Annotated in this window: 8 protein-coding genes; 6 read left to right on the plus strand and 2 right to left on the minus strand. The window is 73.1% G+C overall.

Annotation, left to right across the window (positions count from 1 at the left end):
- Nucleotides 1-24: 24 nt before the first annotated feature.
- The gene (locus ABD841_RS02060) at nt 25-645 is read left to right on the plus strand and encodes a hypothetical protein (protein WP_344967191.1); all 621 of its coding nucleotides are present in this window, start codon (nt 25-27) and stop codon (nt 643-645) included.
- A gap of 110 nt (nt 646-755) precedes the next feature.
- Here the strand turns inward: ABD841_RS02060 and ABD841_RS02065 are convergent, their stop codons facing one another.
- Nucleotides 756-2,477, minus strand: coding sequence for a bis-aminopropyl spermidine synthase family protein (locus tag ABD841_RS02065; RefSeq protein ID WP_344967193.1), 1,722 nt, complete (start codon nt 2,475-2,477; stop codon nt 756-758).
- 220 nt (nt 2,478-2,697) lie between these two features.
- Between ABD841_RS02065 and gltB the strand changes: the two genes are divergently transcribed.
- From gltB to ABD841_RS02080, 3 genes are all read left to right on the plus strand, one after another.
- Nucleotides 2,698-7,203 (plus strand): glutamate synthase large subunit, encoded by a 4,506-nt coding sequence (gltB, locus tag ABD841_RS02070; protein ID WP_344967195.1) that lies wholly within the window; start codon nt 2,698-2,700, stop codon nt 7,201-7,203.
- A 14-nt stretch (nt 7,204-7,217) separates the two neighbouring features.
- Nucleotides 7,218-8,696 carry a glutamate synthase subunit beta gene (locus ABD841_RS02075; protein WP_344967197.1) on the plus strand — a complete coding sequence of 493 codons (1,479 nt, stop codon included), beginning with the start codon at nt 7,218-7,220 and terminating at the stop codon, nt 8,694-8,696.
- A gap of 193 nt (nt 8,697-8,889) precedes the next feature.
- Nucleotides 8,890-10,569 (plus strand): S8 family peptidase, encoded by a 1,680-nt coding sequence (locus ABD841_RS02080; RefSeq protein WP_344967199.1) that lies wholly within the window; start codon nt 8,890-8,892, stop codon nt 10,567-10,569.
- A gap of 61 nt (nt 10,570-10,630) precedes the next feature.
- Here ABD841_RS02080 and ABD841_RS02085 read toward each other — a convergent pair whose 3' ends face one another.
- Complete coding sequence (locus ABD841_RS02085; protein WP_344967201.1) at nt 10,631-12,898, minus strand: ArnT family glycosyltransferase; 2,268 nt, start codon at nt 12,896-12,898, stop codon at nt 10,631-10,633.
- 196 nt (nt 12,899-13,094) lie between these two features.
- Between ABD841_RS02085 and ABD841_RS02090 the strand changes: the two genes are divergently transcribed.
- Nucleotides 13,095-13,514, plus strand: a complete 420-nt coding sequence (locus tag ABD841_RS02090; protein ID WP_344967203.1) for a hypothetical protein — start codon at nt 13,095-13,097, stop codon at nt 13,512-13,514.
- Nucleotides 13,515-13,725: 211 nt separating this feature from the next.
- Complete coding sequence (locus tag ABD841_RS02095; protein WP_344967205.1) at nt 13,726-14,118, plus strand: DUF2784 domain-containing protein; 393 nt, start codon at nt 13,726-13,728, stop codon at nt 14,116-14,118.
- The last annotated feature ends 27 nt before the right edge of the window (nt 14,119-14,145 follow it).

Consider the following 14,145-nt stretch of genomic DNA (forward strand, 5'->3'; position numbering starts at 1 on the left):
TCCGTCGCAGTAGGCTCACTCGTCATGCGCAAGTGGATCGCCGTCGTCGCCGTGCTGGTCGTGGTCGCCGGGGTGGCGGCCTTCCTGTGGCTGGGGGGTGACGCGTCCGCCGCGCGCCCGGCCACCTTCCGCGCCGAGCCCAGCACGGCCCACTACGCGCCGATCGCCACCCGCGCCCTCGACCCCGACCCCCTGACCGTCGCCGAGATGTTCCCGGGCGCCTCGGTGAGCGCCGGTGAGGTCACGCTGGGCCGCAAGGGCACCGAGGCCCTCGACGACTGCGCCGAGGTCGTGTGGGGGAGCGCCCAGGACGCGCTGGCCGGGTGCACGCAGGTGCTCCGCGCCCACTACGCCACCGCGGACGGCACCGTCTCCGGGCAGTTCCTCATCTTCAACCTCGCCGACTCCGCCGCCGCGGACCGGCTCGTGGCGGCGTTCAAGGGTGACGGCTTCGTCCGGCCCGCCCCCGGCACGCCCGAGGGCTTCGACGGCTCGCGCGGCTGGGCCCAGGCTCGCGCCCTGGGCCACTACGTCACGCTGAGCTGGGTCGGCCCGGCCGTTCCCGGGGCCAAGGTGGACCTCACCTACCCGCAGGTGGCGGTCGACGGCCTCGGCCTGGTCATCCAGCGCCGCCTGCTGCGCTGACGGATCTCCGGCCCGTCCGGGAGGCCCGCGCGTCCCGGAGCCCGAGAACCCTCCCGGAGGCCCGCGCCCGCGCGCGGGCCCGCCGGTTCGCCCGGACCGGCCGGGCCGCCTCAGGCCGGCGCCGGACCGGCCGGATCCGTCGCGTCCGCGGAGCGGGCCGTCGCGTCGAGGGAACGGGTCACCGCGGCCGGCAGCTCGCGCAGGCGGTGGGCGGGCAGTTCGAGCACGGTGACGTCGCCCGCCCAGGGGGCGGCGGCGGCGACGGCCGCGCGGGCCTGCTTCTTGGTCAGCCCGCTCCCGGCCCTGGTCAGAGCCTCGCGCCAGGTGTTGGCGAGCTTGCCGTGGGCGTTGTCCAGGATGTGGCGCAGGATCCGGCCCGCGTCCGTCGCGGGGACCGGCGACCGTACGGCGCGTACCGTCCGGCCCTCGGTGGTGAGCTCGTAGACGGCGGAGAGCAGGTCGGCGGGGAGCCTTTCGGGCGGCGCGGCGAGCGTGGCGCGGACCTCGCGGGCGCGGGTGGCCAGCAGCAGCCGGGGCAGCGCGGCCTCCAGCCCGGCCGGCACGGCGACCGCCACCCGCTCCGGGTCGCCGGCGTGGGGCTTGGCCAGCCAGGTCGCCAGCCGCGTCCGGGGCACCCTGGGCAGCACCTCGCGGGGCCACTCGCCGACCAGCACCTGCGGGGCGAACCCGTCCTCGGGGGCGCCGGGTGCGGCGCCGGGCGCCCCGGGGGAGCCGGCCGACTCCACCGACTGCGGGCCCTGCGTGTAGATGGCGGTGCCGGGGGACTCGACCCGGGCGGCCACGGCCGGCCAGGTCTTGGTGGTGGGCCGCAGGACGTACAGGTCGGCGGCCGAGCCGATGGCCTCCGCGCCGAGGTAGCGGTTGAAGTCGGGGTAGACGGCCTCGCTGAGGAGGTTCAGCCGGGACAGGGCCTGCTGCACTTTCAGGGCGAGGGCGGGGGTGCGCTCACTCGCGCCGTACGCCAGCAGGATCCGGCCCTGTTCACGGTCGCGCAGCCCTTCCGCGCCCCGGGCGACGAACAGCGCGACGCCCTCGGGGGTGTAGGGCGGGTCGGTGATCGCCAGGTCGGCCCAGCCCCGGGCGGAGCCGGGCAGCCCCAGGCGCAGGTCGGCCCAGCGGGTGCGCACGGGCAGGCCGAGCCGGTCGGCGTGGCCGGCGATGTAGGCGAGGATGCGCTCGTCCACGTCGACGACGGTGACCTCGATGCCGGGGTGGAGCATGGCGGTGGCCAGCGAGGTCAGGTCGTGGTCGCCGACGCACAGCAGGCGGGCACCGTCCAGCCAGAACCGGGCGTCCATCAGCAGCGCCCGCCGGACCACGGTCTCGCCGGTCGCGGCCACGTGGTCCAGCGTGTGGCGCCCGCGCGGGGCCTTGGCGATCAGCTCGTCCATGCGCGCGACCAGGTCCGCGTGGCCGGGGAGCAGGTGCGCCACCGGGTCGGCGGGTGTGAGACTCCTCACTTCCGCGGCGGCCGGAGGGGCCGGGAGGCGGAACCGGTCGCCGGACCGCTCCAGCTCCGGTTCCACCGTGCGCAGCAGCGCCTCGACGGTCCGCCGGGAGGTCGCGGTCTCGCGGACGAGGTCGGCGAGGGTCCACCAGCGGCCGTCACCCAGCGCGGCCAGCGCGCCGCGCAGCCGCCGGCCGTCCACGCCCGCCCGCGCGAGCAGCTCCGCCGTCGCGTCGTGGGGAACGCCCGGCTCCGTAGGGCTTTTCGCGTCATTCGCGTCATGGGACCTCGCCGACACGCCCGGGGTGCTCGGCGTGCCCGCGGTGGTGGCGCCGGTCGATCCGGCGGGGCTGCTCGATTCCATTGGCCCACCTTAGAGCCGGGACCTGCGACGTCGTGCCGTCACGGCGCGCGGCCCGGAATGTGGTGCGACCGCCAGGTGTTAAACGAACCGGGCGAAATCAGCGCTATCCAGACCGGGTAGGCAGGTATCCGACAGGGTACGGTAATCTCTACCCACCACGCAGCAGGGCCAACGTCGTCCCTTGCTTGTTCCAGCGAAGCAAGACGACGGGAGGGATTCAATGCCTGCTGCCCACCTCGGCTTTCCCGAGCCTCAGGGCCTGTACCACCCCGCGCACGAGCACGACGCCTGTGGTGTCGCCATGGTCGCGGATGTGGCCGGACGCCGCAGCCACGACATCGTCGCGAAGGCTCTGACCGCGCTGTGCAACCTTGACCACCGGGGGGCCCAGGGTAGCGAACCGGACACCGGCGACGGCGCCGGCATCCTGACGCAGATCCCCGACGCCTTCTTCCGCGCGGTGGTGGACTTCCCGCTGCCCGAGGCGGGCTCCTACGCCGTCGGCACGGCCTTCCTGCCGGTCGACTCCGAGGCCCGCGCGACCGGTGTGCGGATGATCGAGGAGATCGCGGCGGAGGAGGGCCTGACGGTCCTCGGCTGGCGCGACGTCCCGACCGACGCGGCGCTCCCCGGGCCCAGCGCCCGCGCCGTGATGCCGTTCTTCCGGCAGCTCTTCGTCGCCTCCCCGAACGGCGAGAGCGGGCTCGCGCTGGACCGGCTGGCCTTCTGCCTGCGCAAGCGGGCCGAGCACGAGGTGGACGTCTACTTCCCCTCGCTGAGCTCCCGGACGATCGTCTACAAGGGCATGCTCACCCCGATGCAGGTCGAGCGGTTCTTCCCCGACCTGACCGACGAGCGCTACGAGAGCGCGATCTCGCTGGTCCACTCGCGCTTCTCGACCAACACCTTCCCGTCGTGGCCGCTGGCGCACCCGTACCGCTACATCGCCCACAACGGTGAGATCAACACGGTCAAGGGCAACCGCAACTGGATGCGCGCCCGCGAGGCCATGCTGGCGACCGCCAACATCCCGGGCGACCTGTCGCGGCTCTTCCCGATCTGCGACCCGGACGGCTCCGACACCGCGTCCTTCGACGAGACGCTGGAGCTGCTCCACCTCGCCGGGCGCAAGCTGCCGCACGCGGTGCTGATGATGATCCCCGAGGCGTGGGAGAACCACACCGAGATGGACCCCGCGCGGCGGGCGTTCTACGAGTTCCACTCCACCCTCATGGAGGCGTGGGACGGCCCGGCCTCGATCACCTTCTCCGACGGCACCCTGGTCGGCGCGGTCCTCGACCGCAACGGCCTGCGCCCCGGGCGGTTCTGGGTCACCGCCGACGGTCTGGTCGTGCTGGCCTCCGAGGCGGGCGTGCTCGACATCGCCCCCGAGGACGTGGTCCGCAAGGGCCGCCTGCAGCCGGGCAGGATGTTCCTGATCGACACCGCGCTCGGCAAGATCATCGAGGATGACGAGATCAAGGCGGAGCTCGCGGCCGAGCTGCCCTACGAGGACTGGCTCCACGCCGGGCTGATCCGCTTCGAGGAACTGCCGGCCCGCGCGCACGAGGTCCCGACCCACGAGGCGCTGATCAAGCGGCAGCAGACCTTCGGCTACACCGAGGAGGAGCTGCGGATCATCCTGTCGCCGATGGCGACCACGGGCGCCGAGCCGATCGGCTCCATGGGCACCGACACCCCCGTCGCCGTGCTCAGCGAGAAGCCCCGGCTGCTGTTCGACTACTTCAGCCAGCTGTTCGCGCAGGTCACCAACCCGCCGCTGGACGCGATCCGTGAGGAGCTCGTCACCTCGCTGGCCAGCACCCTCGGCCCCGAGGGCAACCTGCTCGACCCGGGCCCGGCCTCCTGCCGGCAGCTCGTGCTGCCCTACCCGGTGATCGACAACGACGAGCTCGCCAAGATCATCCACATCAACGACGAGGGCGCGCTGCCGGGCTTCCAGCCGTACGTGGTCTCCGGCCTGTACGAGGTCGCGGGCGGGGGCGAGGCGCTGCTGCGCCGCCTGGCGGAGATCCGCACCGAGGTCTCCGGGGCGATCCGGGGCGGGGCGCGGATCATCGTGCTCTCCGACCGCGGCTCCTCCGGCACGCTGGCGCCGATCCCGTCGCTGCTGCTCACCGGCGCGGTCCACCACCACCTGATCGCCGAGAAGACCCGCACCCGGGTCGGCCTGGTCATCGAGACCGGTGAGGCCCGCGAGGCGCACCACATGGCGCTCCTCATCGGCTACGGCGCGGGCGCCGTCAACCCGTACCTCGCCATCGAGACCGTCGAGGACATGGTCGACTCCGGCGCGCTGGCGGTCGACCGGCACAAGGCCGTGCGCAACCTCATCAAGGCGTACGGCAAGGGCGTGCTGAAGATCATGTCCAAGATGGGCGTGTCCACGGTCGCCTCCTACACCGGGGCCCAGATCTTCGAGGCGCTCGGCCTGGGCAAGGAGGTCATCGACTCCTGCTTCACGGGCACCACGTCCCGGCTGGGCGGCGTCGGCTTCGACGTCCTCGCCCGGGAGGTGGCGCTGCGCCACCGGCGGGCCTACCCGCGCGCCGAGAACGCCCACCGCCGCCTGGAGGTCGGCGGTGAGTACCAGTGGCGCCGCGAGGGCGAGCCGCACCTGTTCAACCCCGAGACCGTCTTCAAGCTGCAGCACGCCACGCGCTCGCGCCGCTACGAGATCTTCAAGGAGTACACGAACCTCGTGGACTCCCAGGCGGAGAAGCTCATGACGCTGCGCGGCCTGTTCAGGTTGAAGGAGGGCGTCCGGCCGCCGGTCCCGATCGACGAGGTCGAGCCGGTCAGCGAGATCGTCAAGCGGTTCTCCACCGGCGCCATGTCGTACGGCTCCATCTCGGTGGAGGCGCACGAGACCCTCGCCGTGGCCATGAACCGGCTGGGCGGCAAGTCCAACACCGGTGAGGGCGGCGAGGACCCCGAGCGGCTCTACGACCCCGCCCGCCGCTCGGCCATCAAGCAGGTGGCCTCCGGCCGGTTCGGCGTGACCTCGGAGTACCTGGTCAACGCCGACGACCTGCAGATCAAGATGGCCCAGGGCGCCAAGCCCGGCGAGGGCGGCCAGCTGCCCGGTCACAAGGTCTACCCGTGGATCGCCAAGACCCGGCACTCCACCCCGGGCGTCGGCCTCATCTCGCCGCCGCCGCACCACGACATCTACTCCATCGAGGACCTGGCCCAGCTCATCCACGACCTGAAGAACTCCAACCCGGCCGCCCGCGTGCACGTCAAGCTCGTGGCCGAGGTCGGGGTGGGCACGGTCGCGGCGGGCGTGTCCAAGGCCCACGCGGACGTCGTGCTGATCTCCGGTCACGACGGCGGCACCGGTGCCTCCCCGCTGACCTCGCTCAAGCACGCGGGCGCCCCCTGGGAGCTCGGCCTGGCCGAGACGCAGCAGACGCTGCTGCTCAACGGCCTGCGCGACCGCATCGTGGTGCAGGTGGACGGCCAGCTCAAGACCGGCCGTGACGTGGTCATCGCGGCGCTGCTGGGCGCGGAGGAGTACGGTTTCGCCACCGCTCCGCTGGTCGTCTCCGGCTGCGTGATGATGCGCGTGTGCCACCTGGACACCTGCCCGGTGGGAGTCGCCACCCAGAACCCCGAGCTGCGCAAGCGCTTCAGCGGCAAGCCCGAGTTCGTGGTCAACTTCTTCGAGTTCATCGCCGAGGAGATCCGCGAGTATCTCGCCGCGCTGGGCTTCCGGAGCCTGGACGAGGCGATCGGCCACGCCGAGCTGCTGGACACCACCGTGGCCGAGAACCACTGGAAGGCGGCCGGCCTGGACCTGGCGCCGATCCTGCACCAGCCCGAGCTGCCCGCCGGCGCCGCGCTGCGCCGTACGGTGGAGCAGGACCACGGCCTGGACAAGGCGCTGGACAACACGCTGATCCAGCTCGCCGAGGGCGCTCTCAACCAGGGCACCCGGGTCACGCTCGACCTGCCCATCCGCAACGTCAACCGCACGGTCGGCACCATGCTCGGCCACGAGGTGACCAAGCGGTACGGCGGCGCCGGCCTGCCCGACGACACCATCGACATCCGCTTCACCGGCTCGGCGGGCAACTCCTTCGGCGCCTTCGTGCCCCGGGGGATCACGCTGCGGTTGACCGGCGACGCCAACGACTACGTGGGCAAGGGCCTGTCCGGAGGGCGGATCGCGATCCGGCCGCACGAGGAGGCGCCGCTCGAGGGCCACATCATCGCCGGCAACGTCGCCCTGTACGGCGCGACCTCCGGTGAGGCCTTCATCCGCGGCGTCGTGGGGGAGCGGTTCTGCGTCCGCAACTCCGGCGCCACCGCGGTGGTCGAGGGCGTCGGCGACCACGGCTGTGAGTACATGACGGGCGGGAAGGTGGTCGTCCTCGGCCCGACCGGCCGGAACTTCGCGGCGGGCATGTCCGGCGGCGTCGCCTACCTGCTCGACCTCGACCTCGCGCGGGTCAACCGCGAGATGGTGGAGATCGAGGAGCTGACCGAGGACGAGTCCGAGGCGCTCCGCGACCTCGTCGAGGACCACCTGACGGAGACCGGCTCCACGGTCGCCAAGGCGCTCCTCGCCGACTGGGACCCGTCCCGGTTCAGCAAGATCATGCCGACGGACTACAAGCGGGTCCTGCAGGCCGCCGAGTCGGCGCGGCTGGAGGGCCGCGACATCGACGAGGCCGTCATGACCGCCGCGGTTCAGGGATAAGGGAGGTACGACCGATGGCAGACCCCAAGGGTTTCCTCACGCACGGGCGCGAGCTGCCGGCGCGCCGCCCGGTGGACGTGCGCATCCGGGACTGGAAGGAGGTCTACGAGGACTTCCCCCGGCCCGCGCTGACCAAGCAGGCCGCCCGGTGCATGGACTGCGGCATCCCCTTCTGTCACAACGGCTGCCCGCTGGGCAACCTGATCCCCGAGTGGAACGACCTGGTCTACCGGGACGACTGGCGGGAGGCCATCGAGCGCCTGCACGCCACCAACAACTTCCCGGAGTTCACCGGCCGGCTGTGCCCGGCTCCCTGTGAGGCGGCGTGCGTGCTCGGGATCAACTCCGACCCGGTCGCGATCAAGCGGGTCGAGGTGGAGATCATCGACCGCGCCTTCGCGGAGGGCTGGGTCACCCCGCAGCCGCCGGCGTCCAAGACCGGTAAGCGGGTCGCGGTCGTCGGCTCGGGCCCCGCGGGCCTGGCCGCCGCCCAGCAGCTCACCCGGGCGGGGCACGATGTGGTGGTGTTCGAGCGCGCCGACCGGATCGGCGGCCTGCTGCGCTACGGCATCCCCGAGTTCAAGATGGAGAAGCGGCACATCGACCGCCGGCTGGACCAGATGCGGGCCGAGGGCACCGAGTTCCGCACCGGCGTCAACGTCGGCGTCGACATCACCGCCGCGCAGCTCCGCGAGGAGTTCGACGCGGTGGTCCTGGCCGGCGGCGCCACCCAGTGGCGGGACCTGCCCGTGGCCGGGCGGAACCTCAAGGGCATCTACCAGGCGATGGAGTACCTGCCGCCGGCCAACAAGGTCCAGGAGGGCGACTTCCCGGTCTCGCCGATCAGCGCCGAGGGCAAGCACGTCGTCGTGATCGGCGGCGGCGACACCGGTGCGGACTGCATCGGCACCGCGATCCGGCAGGGGGCCGCGTCGGTCACCCAGCTGGAGATCATGCCCCGGCCTCCGGCGGCCCGTCCCGGCAGCCAGCCGTGGCCCACGTTCCCCATCCTGTTCAAGATGGAGAGCGCCCACGAGGAACTGGCCGACGGCGGCGGCGACCGGGTCTACGCGGTCTCCACCACCGAGTTCGTCGGCGACGCCGACGGCAACGTCCGGGCGCTGCGCCTGGTCGAGGTGGAGGGCCCGCAGACCGGGTTCAAGCCGGTGCCCGGCACCGAGCGGGAGATCCCGGCCGAGCTGGTCACGCTGTCGATGGGCTTCGTCGGGCCGGAGAAGAAGGGCCTGCTGGAGGACCTCGCCGAGGCCGCCGGGGACGGGTTCTTCGACGCCCGGGGCAACGTCGCCAGGGACAAGGGTTACATGTCGTCGGTGGAGGGCGTCTTCGTCGCCGGTGACATGGGCCGCGGCCAGTCGCTGATCGTCTGGGCGATCGCCGAGGGCCGGTCGGCCGCCGCCGCGGTCGACCGCTACCTCACGGGCCAGACGGCCCTGCCGGTCGCGATCCCGCCGACCGCCCGGCCGCTGGTCTGAGGGGTCCGAAGACCGCGCTGATCGCCGGGTCGCCCGGCTGAGCACGTCACAGGCCGTTCCTGGGTATCCTCCAGGAACGGCCTGTTTCGTCCGCCAGTAAACGTAAAAATGCGGATAGGCGGCGTTCAAGTTGCTTTGTCACGTGCATCGCTGAAGGATGCTTGTTCGTGATCAGATACGGCATGGAGGGTCGATGAACCGCGGGATCAAGCGCCTGACAGGCGGGGCGACGGTGCTGGCTCTGGCGGCGACCCTCACGGCGGGGGCGCTGAGTGGCGGAGCCGCGGCCCTCGCCGACCAGACCCGCGAGTACCTCGTCTTCTACGCCGACGGCGCCCGGGACCGGGCCCTCACCGCGATCGGCGCGAGCGGCGGCACCGTCCTGTCCGCCGAGCCCAGGCTCGGCTACGTCGTCGCCCGCGGCCCCGGCTCCCGCTTCCTGGAGAGCCTGGCGGGCAGCGACGCCGTCGAGGGCGTGTCCTCCGACCGCCGGATCGGCCGGGCCACCTCGGTCCGCGCCGCCGCCCCCGCCCGGCCCGCCGCCTCGCCTTCCCGGGACCGCGCCTCCGACATCCGGACGGTCACCGTCGTCGCCGACGAGCCGCTGGCAGACCGGCAGTGGGACATGAAGATGATCGGCGCCACCGCCGACGGCTCCTACGCCACCGCGCCCGGGGACAGGAAGGTGCTCGTCGGCGTCATCGACACCGGCGTGGACGGCAAGCACCCCGACATCGCGCCCAACTTCAACCGCGAGCTGAGCCGCAACTTCGTCGTCGACCGGCCCAAGGACCCCAACGGCAAGCTCCTCGACGGCCCCTGCGAGTTCAAGGACTGCAAGGACCCGGCCGACTGGGACGACGACGGCCACGGCACCCACGTGGCCAGCACCATCGCCTCCCCGATCAACGGGCTGGGCATGGCCGGTGTCGCCCCCCAGGTCTCCCTGGTCAACCTGCGCGCCGGCCAGGACTCCGGCCTGTTCTTCCTCAAGCCGAGCATGGACGCGCTCACCTACGCCGCCGACGCCGGCATCGACGTGGTCAACATGAGCTTCTACGTCGACCCGTGGCTGTTCAACTGCAAGGCCAACCCGGCCGACTCCAAGGCCGAGCAACTGGAGCAGCGCGGCGTCATCACCGGCATGCAGCGCGCCCTCGACTACGCCCGCAAGCGCGGTGTCACCCTCATCGGTGCCATCGGCAACAACGCCACCGACCTCGGCAAGCCGAAGAAGGACACCAACAGCCCCGACTACCCCAAGGAGACCGAGCGCACCCGCAAGGTCGACAACTCCTGCCTCAGCATGCCGACCGAGGGCAAGGGCGTCATCTCGGTCTCGGCCGTCGGCCCGACCAAGCGCAAGGCGTACTACTCCGACTACGGCATCGAGCAGACCGACCTGTCGGCCCCCGGCGGGGACGAGTTCGACGGGGGCAAGGAGTACGACGCCACCAAGGGCATCCTGGCCGCCGCCCCCCAGCACGTGCTCCGCGCCAAGGGGCTTCTCACCCAGGACGGCACGCCGAGGAGCGAGTCGGTCATCCGGGACTGCAGCAACGGCACCTGCGCCTACTACCAGTACCTCGTCGGCACCTCCATGGCCGCCCCGCACGCCACGGGCGTCGCCGCCATCCTGATCAGCCGCTTCGGCAAGCCCGGCAAGGGCGGCCTCACCATGCGGCCCGCGGACGTCCAGCGCCTGCTCTACTCCACCGCCGAGCGGAAGGCCTGCCCCTCGCCGCGCAAGTACACCTACGACATCGAACTGCTGGCGAAGGAATCGCACAAGTGCGAGGGGGCGAAGTCGCGCAACGGCTTCTACGGCCACGGCATCGTCGACGCCGCCAAGGCCGCCACCGTCACCCGCTGACCGGGTCCCGCCGCCACCCCCGCCGCCATCCCGGCCGCCGACCTCTCCCGTCGGCCGGGCCTCACCCGCCGCAGCGGTAGAGGTCGGAGACCCCGTCGAGCTCCACCGCGGCGCAGTTCTCCCCGATCCAGGCCAGGCGGGGGTCGGCGTCGGCGCCCTGGCCGGTGAAGCCGGAGAGCTGGACGAACCGCAGCTCGCCCGCCGCCACCAGGCGCCGGAGCTCCGGCAGGTCCACGGCCTGGTCGGTGGCGTTGTAGCCGCCCATCGCGATCACATCCTCGCCCGTCGCGACGATGTACGGCGCGGCGCCGGTCGCGGACAGGGTGGCCAGCAGGATCCGGGCGTCCTCCCGGTGGGCCGTGGCGTACTCCAGCACGCTCCGCTGCGCGCCGGTGAGCGTACCGGTGGCCACCCCCCAGGTCGACAGCCCGTCCCCGGCCCCGCCCCGGCGCCCCGGGGGCGGGAACGCCCCTCCGCCGTCCCGCGGCCCCGCACGGCCGGTTCCGCCGGCGTCCGCGCCGTCCTGCCCGGTCCCGCTGGAATCCGTGCGATTCTGGACGCTTCCGCTGGAACCTGTCCCGTTCTGTCCGGTTCCGCGCGGACCCGTCGTGCCGGAGCGGGCGCCGTCCGTGCCCGTGCCGTTCTGCCCGGCCGCGCCGGGGTCCCGGCCTGCCCAGCCGGCCCCGTCCCGGTCGCGGCCGGGCAGGCCCCCGCCCCGTCCCGGGCCCGCGCCGCCGCCGAAGCCCGTCTCGGGGCCCGCGGTCGGGTTGACCCCACCGGTGGAGCCCGGCCCGTCGAGGGGCTCGGCCGCCGACCAGGCCGCCGGAGCGGTCAGCACCGACACGGCGGCCAGCACCGCCGCGACCGTCGAGACCCGCAGGGCGCCGCGGCGGGACGCGCGCAGCAGGAAGCGTCCCGCGAGCAGCCCGGCCACCCCCAGCGCCCCGGTCACCCCCACCGCCGGGGCCGGCCAGGCGGCCCAGTCGGGCGTCCGCCGGACGAGCACGAAGGCCCACAGCGCGGTCACGCCCACCGCCGCCGGAAGCAGCGCCCACGCCGTCCCCAGCGGGCGCAGGTACAGCCGCCACATGGTCACCGCCCCCGCCCCGCTCAGCGCCGCCACGGCCGGGCCCAGCTGCGTCGTGTAGTACGGGTGGAAGATCCCCTCGGCGAAGCTGAAGACCGCCCAGCACAGCACCAGCCAGCCGCCCCACAGCACCCACCCCGACCGGGCGGCTCCGGCCGCCGCGGCGCCGTACCGCCTCCCCTCCTCGCCGGGACCGGTCAGCCGTCCCCGGGTGGCGGTCATCACCGCGGCCGCGACCAGGGCCACCGCGCAGAACGGGAGCAACCAGCTGATCTGCCCGGCCACCTGGTCGTTGAAGAGCCGGTCCCAGCCCGGATCGCCGCCCATGCTCGGCCCCGCGTTGCCCAGGCCCGTCCCCGCCCCGTCCCGGGTGCCCAGCACCCGGCCCAGGCCGTTGTAGCCGATCAGCAGGTCCCAGGCGCTGCCGTCCCGGCTGCCCCCGATGTAGGGCTTGTCGCCGGGCCACAGGTCGACCGCCAGCACCCACGCCGACGACGTCACCAGCGTCGCCGCGCCCGCCGCGACCGCGTGCCCGAGCCGCCGCAGCGACGGCCCGGCCGCGAGACAGGCCCCGAACAGGGCGGGCGCCACCACCCAGGCCTGCAGCATCTTCGTGGTGAACGCCGCCCCCACCAGCGCCCCGGCCGCCACCAGCCACCCCCGGGACCGGTCCCGCCCGCCGGGCACCGGGCCGCTCGACGTCCCCGCGCCCGCCGCGTGCCCACCCGGGACCGGATCCGCCCAGGCGTCCCCGACGGCGGCCCGCGTCACCGCGTAGGCCGCGCACACCAGCAGCAGCACCAGCAGCGTGTCCGGGTTGTCGTTGCGGTTCACCGCCACGGTGATCGGCGTCAGCGCCAGCACCAGGGCCGCGATCGAGGCCGCGGCGGGACCCGCCCAGCGCAGCACCGCCCGGTGCAGCACCGCGATGGCCAGCACCCCCTCCACCGCCTGCGGCAGGATCAGCGCCCAGCCGTGGTAGCCGAACAGCCGCACCGACAGCGCCTGCACCCACAGCGCGCCCGGCGGCTTGTCCACCGTCGAGACGCCCAGCGGATCGAAGGCGCCGAAGAAGAAGTTCGACCAACTCCGGCTCATCGAGCGGGCCGCCGCGGCGTAGTACGAGTTGCCGTACCCGACCGAGTCCAGCGCCCAGCCGTACAGCACCCCGCCGAGCACGCACGCCGCCACCAGCGCCCACCTCGACCACCGCGGTTCCCTGTGCACATCCACGAACGACACCCTCCGGAGAGCTCCTCAACACCCTCTTGGCGCTCCATGAAGATCCGATGAGAACGCCGCCCGGCCACGGGACGCCGCACAAGCCGGGCGCCGTGCAGGTTCAAGAACGGATCAAGAGCCGGATGGGAGGCGGGAACGAGGGGAAGGACCGCTCACGAGTACGGTCGCCGTCTGCCGAGGCACGTTGTGAGGAACCATGAGGATGCTGACCCGTCTGCACCAGCTGCCGCCCCGCGTCGCGGCCGGTGTGGTCATTCTGAACTCGGGACTGACCAAGAGATCCGCCGATGCGGAGACCGCCGCCGGACTGCACGGGATGGCCGCGGGTACCTACCCGTTCCTGAAGGACAAGGACGCCCAGGAGTTCGTCAGGCTGCTGTCCAAGGTGGAGATCGCCCTCGGCACGGCGCTGCTGATCCCGGCGGTGCCCTCGCTGGTGGCGGGTGCCGCGCTGACCGCCTTCGCCGGCGGCCTGATCGGCCTCTACCTCAAGACGCCCGGCATGCGGGAGGAGGGCAGCCTGCGCCCGTCCCAGCAGGGCATCGGCATCGTCAAGGACGTCTGGCTGCTGGGCATCGGCACCGGGCTGGTCCTGGAGGAGCTCACCGGCGACTGACTCCCGCCGATCGCCGAGTCCCGCCGGATCGCCGTCCCGGGCCGGGCGCGGCGGATCCGTGAGGGCGGCGGGGCCCGCGCTCCCGCGGTGCCCGGCCGCCCCCGGCGGGGAGAGGCCGGGGCGGGCGCGGCGGGGTCCGTGGCCGGGGGAGACCGGATCGTCCCCGCGTGGACGGGTGGCCGGGAACGCGGCGGGGATCTACCGTCGGATCATGGGCTATCGCCTCATCGGGGAAGCCGCGATGGCGGTGCATTTCCTCTTCCTGGCGTTCATGGCCGTCGGCGGGTTCCTCGCCTGGCGGTGGCCGCGGCTGATCTGGGCGCATCTGGCCGTGGCGGCGTGGGGTGTGCTGTCCCTGGCGACCGGCGTGGAGTGCCCGCTGACCGTCGTCGAGGACTGGGGCAGGCGCAACGCGGGGCAGCAGGGGCTGCAACCCGGCGGCTTCATCGACCACTACATCGAGGGCGTCGTCTACCCCGGGGAGTACACCGCCCAGGCCCGCCTCGCCGTCATGCTCCTCGTGTTCATCTCCTGGGCCGGCTACCTCCGCCTGGTCCGCCGGCGTTCGAGGGCCGGTTCGCCGCACCCGGTGCACCGGGGGTAGCGTTATGTCACCGAATTTTTCCTCGGC

Origin of the sequence: Streptosporangium fragile, assembly GCF_039534445.1 — a bacterium.
GTDB classification, from domain to species: Bacteria; Actinomycetota; Actinomycetes; order Streptosporangiales; family Streptosporangiaceae; genus Streptosporangium; species Streptosporangium fragile.